This is a genomic window from Oxalicibacterium sp., assembly GCF_035565035.1.
Lineage (GTDB): Bacteria > Pseudomonadota > Gammaproteobacteria > Burkholderiales > Burkholderiaceae_D > Oxalicibacterium.
In genome coordinates, this window is sequence record NZ_DATMTD010000093.1 from 1 (window position 1) to 21,889 (window position 21,889).

20 protein-coding genes are annotated in these 21,889 nt (G+C 57.1%); 13 read left to right on the forward strand and 7 right to left on the reverse strand.

From position 1 onward, the window contains the following. From VN114_RS08450 to nadC, 9 genes are all read left to right on the forward strand, one after another. Positions 1-1,073, forward strand: a 1,073-nt coding sequence (locus VN114_RS08450; protein WP_325513884.1) for a cation:proton antiporter, incomplete at its 5' end; no start/stop codon positions are given. Positions 1,074-1,178: 105 nt separating this feature from the next. Next, the gene (gene queE / locus VN114_RS08455) at positions 1,179-1,814 is read left to right on the forward strand and encodes a 7-carboxy-7-deazaguanine synthase (RefSeq protein WP_325513886.1); all 636 of its coding nucleotides are present in this window, start codon (positions 1,179-1,181) and stop codon (positions 1,812-1,814) included. 18 nt (positions 1,815-1,832) lie between these two features. After that, on the forward strand, positions 1,833-2,282 hold the full coding sequence (gene queD / locus VN114_RS08460; RefSeq protein WP_325513888.1) for a 6-carboxytetrahydropterin synthase QueD: 450 nt from the start codon (positions 1,833-1,835) through the stop codon (positions 2,280-2,282). An 8-nt stretch (positions 2,283-2,290) separates the two neighbouring features. Beyond that, positions 2,291-2,803, forward strand: a complete 513-nt coding sequence (tadA, locus tag VN114_RS08465; protein ID WP_325513890.1) for a tRNA adenosine(34) deaminase TadA — start codon at positions 2,291-2,293, stop codon at positions 2,801-2,803. A 167-nt stretch (positions 2,804-2,970) separates the two neighbouring features. Next, positions 2,971-3,873, forward strand: a complete 903-nt coding sequence (locus tag VN114_RS08470) for an alpha/beta hydrolase (RefSeq protein WP_325513892.1) — start codon at positions 2,971-2,973, stop codon at positions 3,871-3,873. Continuing rightward, positions 3,870-4,823: a muramoyltetrapeptide carboxypeptidase gene (gene ldcA, locus VN114_RS08475; protein ID WP_325513894.1), complete on the forward strand. Its 954-nt coding sequence runs from the start codon at positions 3,870-3,872 to the stop codon at positions 4,821-4,823. The genes VN114_RS08470 and ldcA overlap by 4 nt, the downstream gene beginning before the upstream one ends. 123 nt (positions 4,824-4,946) lie before the next feature. Beyond that, entirely contained in the window at positions 4,947-6,548 is a 1,602-nt protein-coding gene (locus VN114_RS08480) for an ABC-F family ATPase (RefSeq protein ID WP_325513896.1), read from the forward strand. 201 nt (positions 6,549-6,749) lie between these two features. Beyond that, positions 6,750-7,889: a quinolinate synthase NadA gene (gene nadA, locus VN114_RS08485; protein ID WP_325513898.1), complete on the forward strand. Its 1,140-nt coding sequence runs from the start codon at positions 6,750-6,752 to the stop codon at positions 7,887-7,889. After that, a complete protein-coding gene (nadC, locus tag VN114_RS08490; protein ID WP_325513899.1) occupies positions 7,886-8,758 on the forward strand; it encodes a carboxylating nicotinate-nucleotide diphosphorylase in 873 nt (290 codons plus the stop codon). The genes nadA and nadC overlap by 4 nt, the downstream gene beginning before the upstream one ends. A gap of 79 nt (positions 8,759-8,837) precedes the next feature. Here nadC and nadB read toward each other — a convergent pair whose 3' ends face one another. From nadB to VN114_RS08510, 4 genes are all read right to left on the reverse strand, one after another. Further along, complete coding sequence (gene nadB / locus VN114_RS08495) at positions 8,838-10,442, reverse strand: L-aspartate oxidase (protein WP_325513901.1); 1,605 nt, start codon at positions 10,440-10,442, stop codon at positions 8,838-8,840. Between the two features lie 118 nt (positions 10,443-10,560). Continuing rightward, positions 10,561-13,203: a sensor domain-containing protein gene (locus tag VN114_RS08500; protein WP_325513903.1), complete on the reverse strand. Its 2,643-nt coding sequence runs from the start codon at positions 13,201-13,203 to the stop codon at positions 10,561-10,563. Continuing rightward, on the reverse strand, positions 13,203-14,423 hold the full coding sequence (purT, locus tag VN114_RS08505) for a formate-dependent phosphoribosylglycinamide formyltransferase (RefSeq protein ID WP_325513905.1): 1,221 nt from the start codon (positions 14,421-14,423) through the stop codon (positions 13,203-13,205). Before purT ends, VN114_RS08500 begins: the two co-directional genes overlap by 1 nt. Before the next feature lie 196 nt (positions 14,424-14,619). After that, a complete protein-coding gene (locus VN114_RS08510; protein ID WP_325513906.1) occupies positions 14,620-16,281 on the reverse strand; it encodes an MFS transporter in 1,662 nt (553 codons plus the stop codon). A 232-nt stretch (positions 16,282-16,513) separates the two neighbouring features. On the opposite strand from VN114_RS08510, the gene VN114_RS08515 reads away from it, so the two are divergent. Beyond that, complete coding sequence (locus VN114_RS08515) at positions 16,514-16,945, forward strand: PaaI family thioesterase (protein WP_325513908.1); 432 nt, start codon at positions 16,514-16,516, stop codon at positions 16,943-16,945. Between the two features lie 28 nt (positions 16,946-16,973). Then, a complete protein-coding gene (locus VN114_RS08520) occupies positions 16,974-17,876 on the forward strand; it encodes an SDR family oxidoreductase (RefSeq protein ID WP_325513909.1) in 903 nt (300 codons plus the stop codon). Between the two features lie 43 nt (positions 17,877-17,919). Here VN114_RS08520 and VN114_RS08525 read toward each other — a convergent pair whose 3' ends face one another. Genes VN114_RS08525 through VN114_RS08535 form a run of 3 tightly spaced genes read right to left on the reverse strand, consistent with a single transcriptional unit; the run spans position 17,920 to position 20,101 of the window. Beyond that, positions 17,920-18,702: an NRDE family protein gene (locus VN114_RS08525; RefSeq protein WP_325513910.1), complete on the reverse strand. Its 783-nt coding sequence runs from the start codon at positions 18,700-18,702 to the stop codon at positions 17,920-17,922. Then, the gene (locus VN114_RS08530; RefSeq protein ID WP_325513912.1) at positions 18,693-18,980 is read right to left on the reverse strand and encodes a DUF4936 family protein; all 288 of its coding nucleotides are present in this window, start codon (positions 18,978-18,980) and stop codon (positions 18,693-18,695) included. The genes VN114_RS08525 and VN114_RS08530 overlap by 10 nt, the downstream gene beginning before the upstream one ends. A gap of 53 nt (positions 18,981-19,033) precedes the next feature. Then, complete coding sequence (locus tag VN114_RS08535; protein WP_325513945.1) at positions 19,034-20,101, reverse strand: folate-binding protein; 1,068 nt, start codon at positions 20,099-20,101, stop codon at positions 19,034-19,036. A gap of 163 nt (positions 20,102-20,264) precedes the next feature. Between VN114_RS08535 and mltG the strand changes: the two genes are divergently transcribed. Both mltG and tmk read left to right on the forward strand, forming a co-directional pair. After that, the gene (mltG, locus tag VN114_RS08540) at positions 20,265-21,248 is read left to right on the forward strand and encodes an endolytic transglycosylase MltG (protein ID WP_325513947.1); all 984 of its coding nucleotides are present in this window, start codon (positions 20,265-20,267) and stop codon (positions 21,246-21,248) included. A 26-nt stretch (positions 21,249-21,274) separates the two neighbouring features. After that, positions 21,275-21,889: a dTMP kinase gene (gene tmk, locus VN114_RS08545; protein WP_325513914.1), complete on the forward strand. Its 615-nt coding sequence runs from the start codon at positions 21,275-21,277 to the stop codon at positions 21,887-21,889.

The window sequence follows — 21,889 nt, forward strand, 5'->3', positions numbered from 1 at the left end:
GTTTGATGGTGGGTGTTGGCGTGGCATGGCTGGTCGGTGTACTGAATCGCTGGCTGGTTGCCGTGGCGGGCGAAGATCCGGGCGTCCAGATTCTGATCAGCTTGCTGGTGCCGTTTGCCGCCTATCTGGTATCGGAAAAAATGAATGTCTCGGGCATTCTGGCAGCCGCCGCTGCCGGCATGACCACACATTACGCAGACTTGCTGGGAAGGCGACTTGCTTCGACCCGCATGCAGCGCGTCGCTGTCTGGGACACGATTCAGATGACATTGAACGGGGTGATCTTCGTCATTCTTGGCGCGCAATTGCGTACGACCGTTGAAGGACTGCCTGCCGTGGCGTCCGAGATGGGATTGAGTACCGCGTGGTGGTTGCTGCTGTATGTGCTGGCCATTACGCTGGTGTTGGCGATTCTGCGTTTTCTCTGGGTCTGGAGCTCGCTGAAGTTCACGCTATTTCGCAAGCGACGTAATCCCGACGCGCCGAAACCTTCGTTACGCCTGTTGTTGATGACGGCGTTTGCCGGCGTACGCGGCGCGGTGACGTTGGCCGGCATTTTGACATTGCCATTGCTGATGCCGGATGGCGGAGCGTTTCCAAAAAGGGATTTGCTGATTTTTCTGGCGAAAGGTGTGATTCTGTTGTCACTGTTGAGTGCCAGCATTGCGCTGCCGTTATTGACCCGTAACCTGAAATTCATGCCGGAGCCGATGTTCGGTGGGGAGGAGGGACAGGCCAGAGTGGCTGCTGCGGAAGCGGCGTTGCGCCATTTACGTCATGTTGCGATCGCAGATGCGGAAAAGGACAACGCAATACGCCTGGAAGCGGCAACACGCGTTGCAGAGTTGTACAAGCGAAGGCTGGATTACGGCCTCAGCGACGGCGACGATGCAAGGCGCGCGCGGGAACTGGCGGAAGCAGAACGCAATTTGCGGCTGGAAGCGATTCATGCCGAGCGCGAGGAGTTGTTCCAGATGTGGTTGAACAACCGGCTCGACGATTCAACGCATCGCCGTTTGCTGCGCGAACTGGATTTGATCGAAAGTGCGCTGTCGCGCAATACCGAGCATTGATTGCCTGTACGCGCCTCGCAAGGGCGGCTGATTTATAATGGCGGGTTCCGCCCACGCGATGCGTGACTGATTTTCGGCATTTTTCTGCATGATCCGGCATTTATCGTGACTTACAGCGTAAAAGAAATTTTCTACACCTTGCAGGGCGAGGGCGCACATGCCGGACGTCCGGCGGTGTTTTGCCGTTTTTCCGGCTGCAATCTGTGGACCGGGCGTGAAAGCGATCGCGCCGCGGCTGTGTGCCAGTTCTGCGATACCGATTTTGTTGGTACTGATGGAGAAGGCGGGGGGAAATTCGCCGATGGCGCTGCGCTGGCAACCATAATCAATGCGCTCTGGCCCGCGTCGTATGTGGCCAGCAAGTATGTCGTTTTTACTGGCGGCGAGCCGTTGCTGCAACTGGATGCGGCGCTGATCGATGCGATGCACGCAGCCGGTTTTGAAATCGCCATTGAAACCAACGGCACCTTGCCGGTGCCGGCCGGCGTTGACTGGATTTGCGTCAGCCCCAAGATGGGCTCCAAACTGGTCGTGCAACGGGGAAGCGAGATCAAGGTCGTCGTTCCGCAAGCCGGCCAATCTCTGGCCGATTACGAGCAACTCGCCTTCGGGCATTTTTTTGTGCAGCCGATGGATGGTCCACTGGCGGAAGAGAATACAAAACTTGCCATCGATATCTGCAAGCGCAATCCGAAATGGAAATTGAGCCTGCAGACCCACAAACTTTTACAGATACCCTGACGTTCACAAATCATTGCCATGCTAACCATTACCCGCAAGCTCGAATTCGACGCCGGCCACCGTATTCCCGATCACAAGAGCCAGTGCCGCAACCTGCATGGCCATCGCTATACGCTTGAAATCACGCTCCTCGGTGCGGTCATCGATGTCGAAGGCAGTTCCGACAACGGCATGATCATGGATTTTTCCGACATCAAGGCGTTGGCGAAACAGCATCTGATCGACGTCTGGGATCATGCCTTCCTCGTCTACGAGAAGGATGAAAAAGTGCGTTCTTTCCTGGAAAGCATTCCCGGCCACAAGACCGTGATCATCGACCGCATTCCAACCGTGGAAAATCTGGCGCAAACAGCATTCGATATTCTGAATGCCGCCTACAAGGATCGCTACGGCACGGGTCTGCGTCTGCACAAGCTGGTGCTGCACGAAACGCCCAACTGCTGGGCGGAAATCACGGCGGAAGATTAAACATACGCATGGACGCCACGCTGCAACCCGTGACGCAGGATGCGATCTGGATGCGACTGGCACTGGATCAGGCGCGTAATGCATGGGCGCTGGGGGAAGTGCCGGTTGGTGCCATCGTCGTCAAGGATGGCGAAGTGGTGGCAACCGGCTTCAACCAGCCGATCGGCACACACGATCCGACCGCACACGCCGAGATCATGGCGTTGCGTGCGGCAGCTACGATTCTCGGCAACTATCGTCTGCCCGGTTGTGAACTGTTCGTCACGCTGGAACCATGTGCCATGTGTTCCGGCGCAATGATGCATGCGCGACTTGCACGTGTCGTCTATGGCGCAAGCGATCCGAAAACAGGCGCCTGCGGCTCCATCGTCAATCTGTTCGAACAGAACCAGTTGAACCACCATACGCAATTGACCGGCGGTGTGCTGGCCAACGAGTGTGGCGCATTGCTGAAAGAATTCTTTGCCGCCCGCCGACGCGATGCGCAAGCGGCCAGAAACGAGAACCCGACACAGAGTTGACGAACGTCGTGAGCGTCTCGATTTTCAGTCGTGTCGATGGTATCGTATGGCAACGATGTGACAGTGCTAGCGTCGTCGGACATCGAGCACATCGTTGCTGATTATTTTCGAACAACCGTCAACATCTCACGCGCGGCAATGACCGCGGCAGTTTAGGAAATCACGACTTGCCCATCATTCAAGTAAACGATCTGGATATCGCCTACGAAACACAAGGCGATTCGCGTAATCCCCCGATTCTGCTGATTGTCGGCCTCGGTATGCAACTGGTCTCCTGGCCGGATTCCTTTTGCGACGCGCTGGTGCAGCGCGGGTTCTACGTGATTCGTTTCGACAATCGTGACAGTGGCCTGTCCACCAAACTGCATCATCTTGGCAAACCGAACACCTTGCTGGCGGTACTCAAGATGGCGTTGCGAATGAAGCTGTCTGCCGGCTACCGGCTGGACGATATGGCTGACGATGCAATCGGCCTGCTCGATGCGCTGGGAATCGACAAGGCGCACATTCTCGGCGTATCGATGGGCGGCATGATTGCGCAAATCGTTGCCGCACGCTATCCGACGCGCACTCTCAGTCTGACTTCAATGATGTCCACCAGCGGACGTCGAGGTCTGCCGGGACCGACGCCTGCTGCCCGCAAGGTATTGTTCGCTGTGCCGCCAAACGATCCGGTCGCAATTGTCGATCATTTCGTTCACACGATCGAAGTGATCGGCAGCGCGCAATACCCGACATCACGCGCGACGTTGAAGGAGCGCGTCGCCCGCTCGGTCGAGCGCAGCCTTGAACCCGTTGCCACGTCACGGCAGTTGCTGGCGATCGGTGCCTCCGGCGACCGCGTTGCCTTGCTGAAAACCATTTCTGTTCCCACGCTGGTAATTCACGGCACTGCCGATCCGTTGATTCCAATCGATTGCGGTCGTGAAACTGCGAAGCTGATACCGAATGCGGTCATGCATGAAATCGAAGGAATGGGACACGATTTGCCGGATCAACTGAATGACATGCTGGCCGAACTGATCAGCGAACATTGTCATGTCGGCGTTTGCGCATCGATCGAAAAATGAACGCGGAACTAAACCGGAATATCCGGCAATTGCTCGCATCGCGCAGTTTGGACCAGCCGTCGATCGCCATCGTTGCCCCCAGCGGTTATGCGCCGCAGGCAGATGCAATTGAACGCGGCATGGCGACATTGCGGGAGCAGGGTTGTCGCGTGCGTAATTTTTCCGATCCGGAGCGAAAGTTTCAGCGTTTTGGCGCGAGTGACGACGAACGCATCGCGCAGTTGTACGCCGCGGCGGGCGACCCGGATGTCGACGTCGTCCTCGCATTGCGCGGCGGTTATGGCTTGTCGCGTTTGTTGCCGGCGCTGGATTTTTCAGCGCTTGCAGCGAGCGGAAAGTTGTTTGTCGGCCATAGCGACTTTACCGCGCTGCAAATGGGTTTGCTGCAGCATGGCGGCGTCAGTTTTTCTGGTCCGATGCTGTGCGACGATTTTGTCCGCGACGAGTTGAGCAGTTACACGTTGAACGATTTCTGGCAATGCCTGACGCAGCCAGAGCATCGGGTAAGCGGCGAGGCTGCCGATAATCCCGATATCGATGTGGCTGGCACGTTGTGGGGTGGCAATCTCGCAATGCTCACGCATCTGGCGGGCTCGCCCTGGCTACCGGACGTTGCGAACGGTATTCTCTTCGTCGAGGACATCAATGAACATCCTTACCGCGTCGAACGCATGATGCTGCAATTGCTGCATGCAGGCGTACTGGAAAAACAGGCGGCGGTGTTGCTTGGCGACTTTTCCGGCTACCGGTTGACCGATTACGACAACGGATACGATTTTGTCCGGATGGTGGCTTATCTGCGTGCGCAATTGCCGGTGCCCGTACTGACCGGATTGCAGGTCGGACACGGACGCGACAAGGCAACGCTGGCAATCGGCGCAAATGCGACCTTGAAATCGGCTGGCGGGCGCTTCACGCTGCAAATGTCCGGCTATCCTCATCTGGCCTGAACCCGGTACGACTGAAGGCCGCGTATCAGGCCGATCGGCTTTCCTGAGGGCAGGCTCGGAACTCGGCCTCTGCCGATGGTAAAATAGCGGGCTTGTAATTCATCTCATCAAAGGTTTTCTTCAGTGCTTTCCACCGCAAATATCACGATGCAGTTCGGCCCCAAGCCGTTGTTCGAAAACATTTCCGTCAAGTTCGGCGATGGCAATCGTTACGGCCTGATCGGCGCCAACGGCTGCGGCAAATCGACCTTCATGAAAATCCTCGGCGGCGATCTGGAGCCGTCGGCCGGTAACGTGATGCTCGACCCCAACGAACGTCTCGGCAAATTGCGTCAGGACCAGTTCGCGTTCGAGGAAATGCGCGTGCTGGATGTCGTGATGATGGGGCACACCGAAATGTGGGCGGCGATGTCCGAGCGCGACGCGATTTATGCCAATCCGGACGCGACAGACGAAGACTACATGAAGGCTGCCGACCTCGAAGCGAAGTTCGCCGAGTACGACGGCTATACAGCGGAAGCGCGCGCAGGCGAATTATTGCTGGGCGTTGGCGTTCCGATCGACCAGCATCAGGGTCCGATGAGCGCGGTTGCCCCGGGCTGGAAGCTGCGTGTCTTGCTGGCGCAGGCGCTGTTCTCGAATCCCGACATCCTGCTGCTTGACGAACCAACCAATAACCTCGACATCAACACGATTCGCTGGCTGGAAGATGTGCTGAATCAGCGCAATTCCACGATGATCATCATTTCCCATGATCGTCACTTCCTGAATCAGGTCTGCACGCACATGGCCGACATGGATTACGGCACGCTGAAGGTTTATCCGGGCAATTACGACGACTACATGCTGGCGTCGTCGCAGGCACGTGCGCAGCAACTTGCCAATAACGCAAAGGCAAAAGACAAGGTCGCGGAGCTGCAGGATTTCGTGCGTCGCTTCGCCGCAAACAAATCCAAGGCGCGTCAGGCAACGTCGCGTGCCAAGCAGATCGAGAAGATCAAGGTCGAGGACGTCAAGCCGTCGAGCCGTGCAAACCCGTTCATTCGCTTTGACGGCGAAAAGAAACTGCATCGTCTGGCGGTTGAAGTCGAAGGACTCACGAAAAAATACGACCGCACGATTTTCAATCACGTCAATTTACTGGTTGAAGCCGGCGAGCGCATCGCCATCATTGGTGCCAATGGTGCCGGTAAAACCACGTTGTTACGCTGCATCGGCGGTGCCGATATCACCGGTCTGGATGCCGATAGCGGCAAGGCGAAATGGGCGGAAAACGCGAATGTCGGTTACATGCCGCAGGATCCGACCGAAGACTTTGCCAGCGACAAGAACCTGACGGACTGGATGGGACAATGGACGCAGGAAGGCGACGACGATCAGGCCGTGCGTTCGATTCTGGGGCGTCTGCTGTTTGGTGGCGACGATGTGAAGAAATCGGTCAAGGTATTGTCCGGCGGTGAAAAAGGTCGGATGACCTATGGCAAGTTGATGCTTGGTCGCCACAATGTGTTGTTGATGGACGAGCCTACCAATCACATGGACATGGAATCGATCGAATCGCTGAACGTTGCCCTGGAAAAATATGCGGGCACCCTGATTTTCGTCTCGCACGATCGCGAATTCGTTTCATCGCTGGCAACACGCGTGCTTGAAGTGAAGGACGGCGAAATCATCGACTTCCAGGGCACTTATGAGGATTATCTGTCGAGCCAGGGCATTCAGTAAGCGCAGGGACAGACAGGGCGCGATTCGGCAATTGCCGGTCGCGCTTTTTCTATTTCGAGTCGCCGCAGCGCAAGTCACTCCTGCCCTCGCTACAATCACGGCCATATACGAATAACGCTACAATTTGCCGAACCATGTTGTGTCGGGATTTTCCCGAACACGAACGACATGCAAAGCAAGACCTCGTTTCCTTGATCAGCCATGCAAATTCAGCCAATCAAAACCATTGAATTCGAACGTCCCCAGATGGAAAGCGGCACAAGTTGTGTCGCCAACGCCTGGGCGCGCACACCGGCCATGCCGTCGCAGGAAGAGAAGATCGCCTTGAAGGCGCGCATCAAGCAGTTGCTGAAGGAGCGCGAGGCGGTGCTCGTTGCACACTACTATGTTGACGCCGATCTGCAGGATCTGGCGGAAGAAACGGGCGGTTGTGTTTCCGACTCGCTGGAAATGGCACGCTTCGGTCGCGATCATCCGGCCAGGACGCTGATCGTTGCCGGCGTCAAATTCATGGGTGAGACGGCCAAGATACTGAGCCCGGAAAAAACCATCCTCATGCCCGATCTGGACGCGACCTGTTCGCTCGATCTCGGTTGTCCGGCCGAAGAATTCACCGCGTTCTGCGATGCGCATCCGGATCGTGTCGTGGTCGTTTATGCCAACACCAGTGCCGCGGTCAAGGCGCGCGCCGACTGGATGGTGACGTCGTCGATCGGCCTGAAGATCGTCGAACACCTGCATGCGCAGGGCAAGAAAATCCTGTGGGCGCCGGACAAGCATCTCGGCGGCTATATCCAAAAGCAGACCGGTGCCGACATGCTGTTGTGGCAAGGCTCATGCCTTGTGCACGATGAGTTCAAGGCAGTCGAACTGGAACTGCTGAAGAAGGAACATCCGCTGGCCAAAGTGCTGGTGCATCCGGAATCACCAGCAGCTGTCGTCGAACTGGCCGACGCGATCGGTTCGACCTCGCAGCTGATTCACGCAGCACAAACCATGGACGCACCGGAATTCATCGTCGCCACCGACAACGGCATCCTGCACAAGATGAAAGCCGCCGCGCCGGGCAAGATATTCATCGATGCGCCGACTGCCGGCAACAGTGCCACCTGCAAGAGCTGCGCGCATTGTCCATGGATGGCAATGAACGGGTTGCAGAACCTGCTCGACGTGCTTGAAACCGGCCGCAATGAAATTCATGTCGATCCCGAGATCGGTCGCAAGGCAACGGTCTGCATCGACCGCATGCTGGATTTTGCCGCTGCGCAAAAAGCCAATGTTCGTCCATCCGGCGATCTGGCAAAGGAACAGAAGCTGTTTTCGGGAATCGGCCCGGCATGAGCACGCTGAAAAATCCGTATGCCCCGTTCGACGCAGCGCTTGTTGCTGCGTTCGAAAACAATATCCGGGCGGCGCTGGAAGAGGATGTGGGTAGCGGCGACGTGACCGGCAAGCTGGTACCGGAAAAAGAATGGGTGACCGCACACGTGGTTGTACGCGAAACGGCGGTGCTGTGCGGCGCGCCATGGTTCGAAGGCGTGATGAAGCAGCTCGACGTGCACATTCGCATCGACTGGCGTTACATCGAAGGTGAATTGATGCAGGCCGACAGTGTCGTTTGCGTGATCGAGGCGCCGGCACGTGCCTTGCTGACCGCAGAACGTGCGGCACTGAATTTCCTGCAACTGCTGTCGGGCGTGGCGACTGCAACGCGCGAATATGTGGATCTCGTTGCCGGCACGAAGTCGGCGATTCTCGATACGCGCAAAACCTTGCCGGGTTTGCGTCTGGCACAAAAATACGCGGTGCGCGTCGGCGGCGGTCGCAATCAGCGCATTGCGTTGTATGACGGCATCCTGATCAAGGAAAACCACATCGCCGCAGCCGGTGGCGTACGTGCGGCGATGCAAGCTGCACTTGCGCTCAATGCCGGCGTGACGATACAGATTGAAGTGGAAAGCCTGGCCCAACTGGAAGAAGCGTTGGCCGCCGGTGCGCAGTCAGTGTTGCTGGATAATTTTTCGCTCGACATGATGCGCGATGCGGTGGCGTTGACGAAGGGGCGTGCTCTGCTGGAAGGCTCGGGCGGCGTGAATCGGGAAACGGTCAGGGCGATTGCAGAGACGGGGGTCGATCGTATTTCGATCGGCGGCTTGACCAAGGATGTGCGCGCTACCGATTATTCGCTGCGGATCGTCGAGAAAAAGTAACCCTCGTTACGAGTCATCCTTATCAGAACAGCAAACAAAAATGCCGCTCGATCGAGCGGCATTTTTATTGGCAGACAGTCTATTTCTTCCGGTCCGGCGACAGCACACTTGGCAAGGCCTTCGGCAGCGTTTCCGGATAGTCGCGGCTGTAATGCAATCCTCGACTTTCGCGCCGTGACAAGGCGCTGTTGACGATCAGCGAGGCAACTTCGACCAGATTTCGCAATTCGAGCAGATCGGGTGTGATGCGGAAGTTCGCGTAGTACTCGTCGATTTCTTCCTTCAGCAGGCGAATGCGGTGCTGTGCGCGTTCCAGTCGTTTGGTCGTGCGCACGATGCCGACGTAGTTCCACATGAAGCGTCGCAATTCTTCCCAGTTGTTGGCGATGATGACTTCTTCATCGGCATCGGTAACGCGACTTTCATCCCAGGCCGGCAGCGGATTGCCTTTCTGTTTCGGCTGATCGGCGATGTAGCGTGCGGCTGCGCGACCCAGCACCAGGCATTCGAGCAGCGAATTGCTGGCAAGCCGGTTGGCGCCGTGCAGGCCGGTACAGGTTGTTTCGCCGACGGCATACAGGCCGGGGAGGTCGGTTCGACCGGAGAGGTCGGTCACGATGCCGCCGCAGGTGTAATGCGCGGCGGGTACGACGGGAATCGGCTGTTTCGTGATGTCGATGCCGAACTCGAGGCAGCGCGCCATGATGGTCGGGAAATGTTCCTTCAGGAATTCCGGCGACTTGTCGCTGATGTCGAGATCAACGTAATCCACACCGCGCTTTTTCATTTCGGCATCGATGGCGCGTGCCACGATGTCGCGCGGCGCCAATTCTGCGCGTTCGTCGTGCGACGGCATGAAGCGTTTGCCGGCGCTCTTGCCTGCGGTAGCCGGCAATTTCAGGACGCCGCCTTCACCGCGCACGGCTTCCGTGATCAGGAACGATTTTGCATACGGGTGGTAGAGGCAGGTTGGATGGAACTGGATGAATTCCATGTTGGCGATGCGGCAACCGGCGCGCCATGCCATCGCGATGCCGTCGCCGGTCGCGGTGTCCGGATTGGTCGTGTACAGATAGACCTTGCCGGCACCGCCGGTAGCCAATACCGTATGATCGGCGGCGATCGTCAGCACCTTGCCGCTCTTGACGTCCTGCACATAGAGGCCGAGGCAGCGCGGGCCGTTTTTCTTGCTTTCCAGCGTGTCGGAGGTGATGACGTCAATGGCGTAGTGATGCTCCATCAGCGTGATGTTCGGATGCTTGCGGACTTTTTCTTCCAGCGTGACCTGCACCGCATGGCCGGTAGCATCGGCTGCGTGGATGATGCGGCGCTGGCCGTGACCGCCTTCGCGCGTCAGGTGGAAGCCGAGTTCAGCGGTCGGATCCGGCGTGAAGGGCACGCCTTGTTCGATCAGCCATTCGATGGCTTCGCGGCCGTGTTCGACGATGAAACGGGTTGCGGTTTCGTCACACAGGCCACCGCCAGCGACCAGTGTATCGGCAACATGCTCGTCATAGCTGTCGTTGGAGTCGAGTACGGCGGCAATACCGCCTTGCGCCCAACTGCTGGCGCCGTCGAGCAGCGTACGTTTGGAGATGACTGCAACCTTGCGGGTTTCTGCAAGGTGGAGGGCGACGGACAGGCCTGCCAAGCCGCTGCCAACGATGGCGACGTCAAATTTCATAAATCTTTGTAAGAAAGTCAGTCAAACGGAACAAGTCAACGCATGACTATATTCGATTTGGGCCCGGATTGTGCAAATGCGTCAAACGGCGGACATATTTCCGTGTTAAATGCGCTGCTCAGGCCACCGCAAAGGTATGGGTACTGCCGATCAGGTTTTCCGCTTCTTCGGTGGATAGCGGCGGCGAGAAGATGAAACCTTGGCCGAGGTTGCAGCCCATCTTTGCCAGTTCGTCGATGTGCGCCAGGGTTTCCAGCCCTTCGGCGACGGTTTGCAGGTTCAGTGTTTGAGCCAGGGCGATCATCAGGCGGATGATTTCCATGTCACTCTGATTGGTGCCGAGGCCGTGCACGAAGGCTTTGTCGATCTTCAGGATGTCGATCGGTAATTTCTGCAGGTAGGCCAGTGACGAATAACCGGTACCGAAATCGTCGAGCGCCAGCCGCAGGCCGAGTTTTTTCAGCATCGACAAGGTTTCCATCGTCTGCAGCGGGTTGGCCATCGCCGAGGTTTCGGTCAGTTCCAGTTCGATCGTGTGCGGTGCGACGCCGCTCTCGTTGAGGATGTCGCGCACCTGACTGAAGAACGATGTCTGCAGCAACTGCCGCATCGACACGTTAACGGCCACGCTCATGTCGCCCATCGCCGGATATTTTTCCTGCCAGACGGCAAGCTGGCGGCAGGCTTGCTCCATTGCCCACATGCCGATCGGCACGACCATGCCGGAAGTCTCCGCGATCGGGATGAATTCGTTCGGCGAGATCAGGCCGTACTCGGGGCTGTTCCAGCGCAGCAGCAGTTCGAATCCCTTGACCCTGCCGTCGGTCAGCGACACTTTAGGTTGCCAGGCGACGGAAAGTTCGTTGCGTTCCAGTGCAAAGCGCAGCGCCACATCCATGCGCGCATGCTTGGTCGATTTGCTCTGCAGAGCGGCGTCGTAAATCTCGATGCGGTTGCGGCCGCGTTCCTTGGCCTGATACATCGCGGCATCGGCGTCGCGCACCAGGTCAGCCGGCGCGTGATGATCGGGGTTGAGTTGTGCAATCCCGATGCTGGTTTGGATCTTGACGGCGACATTATCGAAAATCAGCCGTTCGGAAACGGCACGCATGATCGTATTTGCCTTGACCGATGCCTCCGCCAGCGACGCGTTGGTAAGAATCGCGAATTCATTGCCGCCGAATCGTGCAACGAAATCCTTTTCCGGCAATGCTGCAACGATGCGCTTGCTGATTTCGACCAGGCACTTGTCGCCAAAGTCGTGGCCATGCGTGTCATTGACACTCTTGAAAAAATCCAGATCGAGGAACAGCATCGTCAAACTGGACTGGCGCTGCCGACTGGTTGCCATTGCCGTCGACAAGGTATTGACCAGATGGCGGCGATTCGGCAATCCGGTCAACATGTCATGCAATGCCTGATAGGCGATTTGCGTTTCGTATTGCTTGTTTTCTGTGATGTCACGCGTGAAACCAAGCACGCCGATGATATGACCAGTTGCATCCGGCAGGGGGTACTTGCTGGTCTGGAACCATCGCTCCAGATCTCCGCTCCAGAATCCCTGCACCTCGATATCCTGCAACGGCTGGCCGCTTTGCATGACCTGTCGATCCTGAATCCGGACATCTTCGGCGATTTCCTCTGCGCTCAGCTTGTCGGCATCGCTTGCCATTTTCAGGCAGAGATCGTATGTGGTTTTACCGCGTAGTTCTTCTTCACTGTCAAAGCCGAAACGCTTCTGGAAGCTCCGGTTGCTGATCGTGAAGCGGCCCTCTGTGTCCTTCGCATAGATCATTTCCGGATTGAGGTCGAGCACGGCGCGCAGCAGGGCTGTTTCTTCCTTCAGTTTCAGTTCGACATCCTTGCGCTGCGTGATGTCCTCGATGCTGAATACAAGGCCGTTGATAGCCGAATCGTGCAGCATGTTGTAGCCGCATGTTTCCAGCCAGATCCAGCGGCCGTCCCTGTGTTGCACGCGGTGACGCGAGAAGATTGTGCCGTGTGACGATTCGCGCAGTTTGCGCAGCTTGTTCTTGTGTTCGTTTTCGTCCTCGGGATGCAAAACAGGATGAATGTCATCGGCAATGATTTCTTCCGGCGTGTAACCGATGACGTCCTGCAGGGCAGGGTTGGCGAACTGGATGCGGAAATCGGCATCGGTGATGATGAAGACGTGGCGTGTGACGCGTGCAATGGCATCGAAACGCCGTTCGTTTGTACGCACCTGCACGAGCGCAACGCGATTCGAATTCAATGTTCTGGACAGCAGCAATGCGAGCCAGCCGATACAGATCGTTGCGAAAAAATCCGGCAACCATTCGCCGATGTTCGCACCAAGATAAGCATTCAGGCGATAACTCAACAGCGCCAGCAACGCGATCGCACAAAGTGCGATACGACGGCTCAGTACCAAAGGGAAAACGCCAGTAATGGCGATCAGCCACGGCATCGGTAACGCGGCCGTGCGATCGAGCAGCGCGAGAACGATGATGACGTAGGTTGCGGCCGACATTTCGACCAGCAGAAAACTTTCGCAATGCAGAAAACGATTGCGTGGACAGAAATAGCGGACAAAGGACATTGTCAGCAGCAAAGGCAGCAACGCTGCTGCGAACAGTGCGGGGCGCGACAGTGTCATGTGACTGGAATAAACCAGTACCAGAATATGAAACAGCAACGTGACATACAACAGCAGAGACGCCGTGCGAAAGATATCGCTGCCGGTAAAGACGGTCGGAACGCGTGGCGTAGGCAATTGCATCAGTCGGGGACGACCGGTTTGATCAAGGCGGCCGCTTCACGTGCACGACTGCGCGCTGTGTCGACATCGGTTGCGCCGGCAAGTGCCACGCCCATGCGCCTCTTGGCGAAGGACTCCGGTTTGCCGAACAGGCGAACGTCGGTTCCTTCGATGCGCAACGCATCGGCTACACCTTCGAATGCAATCGCCTTGCCGTCATGCTTGCCGTAGATGACGGCGGATGCGCCAGGCGTTTTCAGCGCCGCATTGACCGGCAAGCCGAGAATCGCCTTGGCGTGCAGTTCGAATTCGCTTTGTTGCTGGCTGATCATTGTGACCATGCCGGTGTCGTGCGGACGCGGACTGACTTCCGAGAACCAGACCATGTCGTTCTTGACGAACAGTTCAACGCCGAACAGGCCGAGTCCGCCGAGATTGTCCGTCACGCGTCGTGCAATGTCGTGCGCCTTCTGCAAGGCTGCCGGGTGCATTACTTGCGGCTGCCACGATTCGACATAGTCGCCATTGACTTGCAGATGCCCGATCGGTTCGCAGAACTGCGTATGGATCTGGCCGTCGGCGCCGATCGCACGTACGGTCAGCAGCGTGATTTCGTAATCGAAATCGATGAAGCCCTCGACGATCACACGGCCTGCATTGACGCGGCCGCCGGCCGCTGCCGTTTCCCATGCGGTTTCGACATCGTCCAGACCGTTCAATTTTGATTGCCCTTTGCCGGACGACGACATGACTGGCTTGACGACGCATGGAAAGCCGACTTCGGTGCAGCCGAGCTGCAATTCTTCCAGACTGTCGGCGAAGCGATAAGGTGAGGTTGCCACGCCGAGTTCTTCCGCGGCGAGGCGACGAATCCCTTCGCGATCCATCGTCAGCCATGTCGCGCGCGCAGTCGGAACGACGCGCACGCTGCCCGCATTTTCCATTTCCACCAGCGTTGCGGTCGCAATCGCCTCGATTTCGGGAACGACGAGATCCGGTTTTTCCTGGTTGATCAACGCTGCCAGTTGCACGCCGTCGGTCATGTCGATGACGTATGAACGATGCGCAACCTGATGGCCGGGCGCGTTCGCATAGCGGTCGACGGCAATGACTTCAACGCCCAGACGCTGTAGCGCAATGATGACTTCCTTTCCCAGTTCGCCTGAACCGAGCAGCATGACTTTTGTTGCAATGTTGGAGAGTGGTGTGCCGATGCGGCTGATGTTGTTGCTTTTATTCATGAAAAATTTGGTGAGAGCGGCAGTAAGGCGTTAGCTTCCAGACAATACCAAATCCTGAGAAGTTTGGACAGCGTCAATGCTCTTCTTGCTGGAAGGAAATGAATGTTTGCATGTTCGCAGACAGCCGTGCACAAAAAAAACTGCCGCACAGAAAACTGTGCGGCAGTGGAGTATTCCCGAATGCACGGGAACAGGATCAGTCGTTGGCGTAGATGTCGTTGTCCTTGGTTTCCTTGATGAACAGCATGCCGATCACGAACGTGATCAGGGCGATGATGATCGGATACCAGAGACCGTAGTAAATGTCGCCCTTGTAGGCAACCAGCGCGAAGGACGTGGTAGGCAGCAGGCCGCCGAACCAGCCGTTACCGATGTGATACGGCAGCGACATCGAGGTGTAGCGAATACGGGTCGGGAACATTTCAACCAGCATGGCGGCAATCGGGCCGTACACCATCGTCACGTAGATGACGAGGATGAACAACAGCAACAGCGTCATGCCATAGTTGATCTGATCAGGATCGGCCTTGGTTGGATAGCCGTGCGCCTTGATGGCATCAGCCAGTTCCTTCGAGAAGGCCTTGTCCTTGGCGGCAGCATCTTCTTTGGACAGGCCGCTGGCGTCATAGGCAGTCAGCACCGTATCGCCGATCTTGATGGTAGCGACCGTTCCCGCTGCAGCATCCACGTTCGAATAGGCAACCGATGCGGCAGCCAGTTTGGCTTTTGCAATATCGCACGAAGAGGTGAATTTCTTGGTGCCGGTCGGGTTGAACTGGAACTGGCAGGTTGCAGGATCCGCGGTCACGACGACGGGTGATTCCTTCAGGGCAGCTTCCAGTGCCGGATTCGCATAGTGCGTCAGCGCGCTGAAGATCGGAAAGTAGGTCAGTGCCGCAATCAGGCAGCCGGCCATGATGATCGGCTTGCGGCCGATACGGTCGGACAGCGTACCGAAGATCACGAAGAATGGCGTCGCCAGCAGCAGTGCACCGGCAATCAGCAGGTTCGCAGTAGACAGATCAACCTTCAGCGTTTGCGTCAGGAAGAACAGCGAGTAGAACTGACCTGCATACCAGACAACCGCTTGACCTGCGGTCAGACCGACCAGCGCGAGGATGACGATCTTCATGTTTTTCCATTGGCCGAATGATTCGGTCAATGGCGCCTTGGACGTCTTGCCTTCCGATTTCATTTTCATGAAGGCAGGTGATTCGGACATCGACAGGCGAATCCAGACGGAGATGCCGAGCAGGAAGACCGACAGCAGGAACGGAATGCGCCAGCCCCAGTCGGTAAAGGCTTCTTCACCGACCGCTTTACGCGTGCCGAGAATCACCAGCAGCGACATGAACAGGCCCATGGTCGCCGTTGTCTGGATCCACGAAGTGAACGCACCGCGCTTGCCGTGCGGCGCGTGTTCCGCAACATAGGTCGCAGCACCACCGTATTCACCGCCCAGTGCCAGACCTTGCAGGATGCGCAGTGCGATGAGGATGATCGGTGCCGCGATGCCGATCGATGCATAGTTCGGCAGCAAGCCGACGATGAAGGTCGATGCGCCCATGATCACGATGGTGACCAGGAAGGTGTACTTACGTCCGATCATGTCGCCCAGACGGCCGAACACGATTGCGCCGAACGGTCGCACGATGAAGCCGGCCGCAAATGCGAGAAGTGCAAAGATGAAGGCTGTGTTGGGATCCGTACCGGCGAAGAACTGCTTGGCGATGATGCTGGCCAGTGCGCCGTACAGATAAAAGTCGTACCACTCGAAGACGGTTCCCAGCGACGACGCGAAAATGACTTTCCGCTCCTCCGCCGTGATCCCGCGTGCGGGTGTGGATGGTGTCGCCATGATCGTCTCCTTTAATAGTTATGATGAAATGCGCATCGCAAAAGCGTGTGCGCACCGAGTCGCAACCGGAGTGTGCGACTCGAAACTTACGCGATACTTGCGTGAAACTTACGTAACGCTTACGCGATTTGAAGTGAAATTCGCCTGGGCGTTGCATCTGTACATGGGCAATACGGCGCGCAAAGTAGGCATGTTTTAGAATGGCATTCTTTTTTGCAATTGAATGCTCCAGATGACGAATCCCGTTTCACCTTCTCCCATCCTTATCCCTTTCCTGCAGGAACTCGGCATCGAAGTCGTCGAATCGAACAACGGGACGGCGCAAGTCCAGTTGACGTTGCAGAAGCGGCATCTGAACAGCTGGCATGTCGCGCATGGCGGCGTGATCATGACGATGCTGGATAACGTGATGTCGCTGGCAGGACGTTCGCTCGATCCGGAAATCCGTAGTGGCGTCACGATCGAGATGAAGACCAGCTTCATGCAGCCGGGCGGCATAGAAGGTGGCCGCCTGATCGCTAAGGGCAAGGTGATGCATGCTTCTTCCAGCATTTATTTTTGTGAGGGCGAGCTGTGGAACGACGACAGGCTTGTTGCGAAGGCGACCGGTACCTTCAAGTTCATCCGTCGCAACGATGTGGCGAAGAAAATGAATCCGGCGTGAGCGAACGAATAACAATGCAAAGGACGGCATGAACGATTTTCACGACAAGGTCGCCGTCATCACCGGTGCCGCCAGCGGCTTCGGCCTCGAATTTGCGCGGCTTGGTGCGAGACGCGGCATGAAACTGGTGCTGGCCGATGTACAGCAGGATTTGCTGGAGCAGGTAGCCGATGAGCTGGTGCAACAGGGCGCACAGGTGCTTGCCGTCCCGTGCGATGTCAGCAAGGCCGAGCAGGTACAGCTGCTGGCGGACCAGACCATGGAGCGTTTCGGCGTGGTCCATCTGCAGTTCAACAACGCAGGTGTCGCTAGTGGCGGACTGGTATGGGAAAACTCTGCAGCGGACTGGGACTGGGTGCTGGGAGTCAATCTGTTCGGCGTGATTCACGGCGTCCGTATCTTCACGCCGTTGATGCTGGAATGCGCAAAGCACGATCCGGCTTACCGCGGGCATATCGTCAATACGGCATCGGTTGCCGGACTGCAGAACGCGCCGACGATGGGAATCTATAACGTATCCAAACACGCAGTGGTGTCGCTGACGGAAACCTTGTTTCAGGATTTACGGCTGGTCGATGCGCCGATCGGTGCATCGGTACTGTGTCCGTTTTTTGTGCCGACAGGAATTCATCAATCGGAACGCAATCGCCCAACTGCGATGCGCAACGGCGCCGAGCCGACGACAAGCCAGCGTGCAGCACAGGCTTTTTCGGAAAAGGCAGTGGTGTCCGGGAAAATTTCTGCGGCGCAGGTAGCCGAACTCACATTCGACGCGGTCCGTGAAAATCGCTTCTACATCTATTCGGAAAGCGAACCGTTGTCGAACGTACGCAAGCGCATGGAGAACGTCATCCAGCAGCACAATCCGTACGATCCTTACGAGGACGTGCCGCATGTACGTGAACTGTTGAAGGCGAAGCTGAAACGCTGATGAAACGCACTGCGGTAATCTGCTGCTACCACGCACGCACGAATCAGAATCCCTTTGTGCACTGTCCGCGATGCGGACGTTCCTGTACCAAAGCGGGCATGGCGACCGCCGGCCTTTCAATCAACACCGGCGGACCGTCGTTCTGCAACCGAACCAATGTCGAAACCCGTGTGCCGTAATCCGGCGATTCGATGCAGACGGCGGACAACAGACGTTCGCGTTCCAGGCTGACACCTGTTTTCGGCAGGCGGCAATCGGAGGCAAGGGTGGTGTCGGACAGCATTTCGAAATACGCTTCTTCCGGCGCCCCCTGACACAACAGGCTGGAAAATTGCGCCTTGGTGCGCACCACTTTCGGCCATGTGCAGTCGAGCAATGAATTCGACAAGCCGTATATGCCTGGGGCCAGCAGTTTGCCGTTGCGTTCGTCACCGTCGCCGCGATTGGAAAACCAGACAAGGTCCTTCTGATTGCCGACCAGCAGATTGAAGCCGTTGTATTCGGCTGTCTGTTCGGCAATGCTGTTCGTGTATTCAATTGGCGTCATCGCGCCAACCAGATAATCCGACACCAGCCGGCCGCGGGTCGGCGCATCGGGGCGCATTTCCGACGGGGCACGAATGTTCGTGATCGCAGCGAAGCGTCCGTCGCGCGTGACGCCCATCCAGGTGCCGCCACCGCGCAGATCACGCCCGGCATACACATTCGGATGATCGTCCCACCAGTCGGCAACGGCGGCCGGGCGATCGTAGAATTCGTCCCGATTTCCGGCGGCGAGCAGGGGCATGTTCGGCAATACCTGCCATGCAAAAACGATCAGGCACATGACGATAGATCTACAAATTGTTCGGTATGACGCGGGCCTTGAATGAAGGCGGGTAACCCATTGGTATTCACGGCTTGCATCAGCTGTGCCTCAAAATCCGGCGTCGTCGCCAGATAGACTTCCATCCATGTATGCATGCCGTCCTGTATGTCCGGACGTCGCTTCAGTGCAGCGTTGACCGTGCCGCGACGTTGCAATTCGGATTGCATCGCTACCGCCTTTTTCTGAAAGGCATCGGCGTCCGATGCACGCACGCGATAGTAAACGTAGAGGTCCATCGTTATTGTCCGCGATTGTTGTCCATGATGCGGCAACGCTTTACTGGCGACGGTCATGCGGCCGGATCGGTCAGTGGGTAGGGCAGTGGCTGGAACGACAGCAGCGGCCCGTCAACCGAACCAAGACGGACTTCCGCATCGGCCGATGCAAGTTTGATCTCGACCAGGCAATCGACGGATTGCGAACTGGCGCGTGCAGCGTTGACGACCATGCCGCACGGTTGCCCGGGATCGTCGGCCGAGAATATTTCGGTGCCGGCTGCAACCTGTTCGACTGTCTCGTCAATAGCCACGCTGGCGTGCATCATGCGACGCTTCAGTTTGCCGAGGTACTGGCTGCGCGCGACGATCTCCTGCCCCGGGTAGCAACCTTTCTTGAAATTGACGCCGCCGATCAATTCGAAATTAATCATCTGCGGCACAAACTGTTCCTGCGTTGCAGTGGTGATGTGCGGCACGCCGCCGTCGATTTCGGCCAGACGCCATGCTTCCGACGTGGCCGGTTGCAGTACAGCGCTGAGTTGCGGCCATGCTTCCATCGCCTGTTCCGGCGTCGTGATCCATTGATAACGCGGGATGCCGAATGCATTCGAATGGCGAATCAGCGTGCCGGCTGCGGTTTCGATCTTGTCGTAGATCGCCAGCGGCAACTCAGGGAACCATGGCATCAACGCGCTTGCTGCTGCAGGGCCGGCGAGACCGAGCATCACTTGCTCATCGCTGATATCGGCCAGCTTGGCTTTTGCTCGAAGAATGAACATTTGCAGGCGTTTCTGGACCGGCGCCTGAATCTCGCGCGGAATTTGCAGCAAGATGCGATCGACGGTTTTCCAGATCAGCAGGCTGGCGAGCAGGCGACCCTTCGGCGAGCAATAACCCGCGATGCGTGCTTCGGTCGCGTTCAGATGTTCGACGTCATTGGTCAACTGGTTGTGGAGGAAATGCGCGGCCTCATCGCCGGTGGCAGAGATCAGGCCGAGATGAAGCAACGGCGCGACGAAATTCGTGCGTGCAGTTTCGGCTGCGGTACCGTCACCGAACGACAGCAATTGCGGCACAGCATCAGTGGACGCGTCGAACTGCGCACCTTGCTGCGACAGGAAATTCAGCCAGGGAGTCATCATTTTCAGCAATAAATTGGAGTGAAGCCGGGTTCAGCGATTATCATTAGGGTCTGATTATAGTGGCGTGGGAAAAACGCGTCGGATTGCGGCCGGATTTGGATTTGTGCCGGGTTCCGAATTTTCCCGCCTTACGCACCGGATTTTGCAGAGACTCGACTTGATAAAAAAACTGTTCACGCTGATCGTCCTGCTGGCAATTGCAGCCGCGGCCGGCTTCTTCTGGGCGCAGAAGCCCATCCTGTCCAGCGGACAACCTTCCATCGAATTCACCATCGCTCCGGGCAGCAGCCTGCGCAGCAGCATGCAGCAGATCGAAAACGCCGGTGTGCCGGTCAATCCGATGATGCTTGGCGTGCTTGCCCAGTTGACCGGTAACAGCACCAGACTGAAAGCCGGTACGTATGAACTGAAGCAAGGTGTGACGCCGCTCAGATTGGTCAAGCAACTGGTGCGCGGTGAATTTGCGCAGGAAGCGCTGGTCATCATCGAGGGCTGGACCTTCGCGCAGATGCGGCAGGAAATCGACGCCCATCCAGGCCTCAAGCATGAGACGGCCGGTCTGACCGACCGCGAACTGATGGCAAAAATTTCATCCGAATACACGATGCCGGAAGGCTTGTTCTATCCGGATACCTACATGTTCGCAAAGAATTCCAGCGACCTGCAGATCTACCGTCAGGCGCACAAGTTGATGTTGAAAAAACTTGATGCAGCATGGCAGCAGCGCGATCCGACGCTGCCTTACGCAACGCCGTATCAGGCGTTGACGATGGCCTCCATCGTCGAAAAGGAAACCGGCAAGAAATCCGAACGGCCGATGATCGCCGCTGTTTTCGTCAATCGCCTGCGACAGGGCATGCTGCTGCAAACCGATCCGACGGTCATCTACGGCATGGGCTTGAACTTCAAGGGCAATATTCGCAAACGCGACCTGCTGACCGATACGCCGCACAATACCTATACACGTGTCGGCCTACCGCCGACACCGATCGCCTTGCCGGGTGAAGAATCGCTGCATGCGGCATTGAATCCGGCAAAGAGCGACGCGCTCTATTTCGTTGCACGCGGCGATGGTAGCAGCCAGTTCTCGGCGACGCTCGACGAACACAACAACGCCGTCAACAAATACCAGCGCAACAGATAACGCATATCACCGGATCGATTCTCCGCATGAGCAAAGCAAAATTCATTACCTTCGAAGGCATAGACGGCGCAGGCAAGTCCACGCATCTGGCATTCGTCGCAGAAACGTTGCAGGCATCCGGCAAGACGGTCGTCGTCACGCGCGAACCGGGAGGCACGACGCTGGGCGAATCGCTGCGCACGATTCTGCTGCACGAAAAAATGCATCTTGAGACCGAAGCGCTGCTGATGTTCGCCGCGCGACGTGAACATCTTGCACAAGTCATCGAACCGGCGCTGGAACGCGGCGACTGGGTAATATCCGACCGCTTTACGGATGCAACCTTTGCCTATCAGGGTGGTGGCCGCAAGCTTGAACGCAGCAAGCTTGCAGCGCTTGAACAATGGGTGCATCCGCATCTGCAACCCGACCTGACGCTGTTGTTCGACGTGCCGCTGGACGTCGCACGTGCGAGACTCGATGCGACCCGCACGCTGGACAAGTTTGAGCAGGAACAGGCTGATTTCTTCGCGGCGACGCGTACCGAATATCTGCGCCGCGCGGAAGAATTTCCAGCGCGTTTTCGCATCATCGATTCGACGCAACCGATCGCTGCAATTCAACAGCAGCTGCGTGAGTTGATCGACGGGATGGTCAAGTGA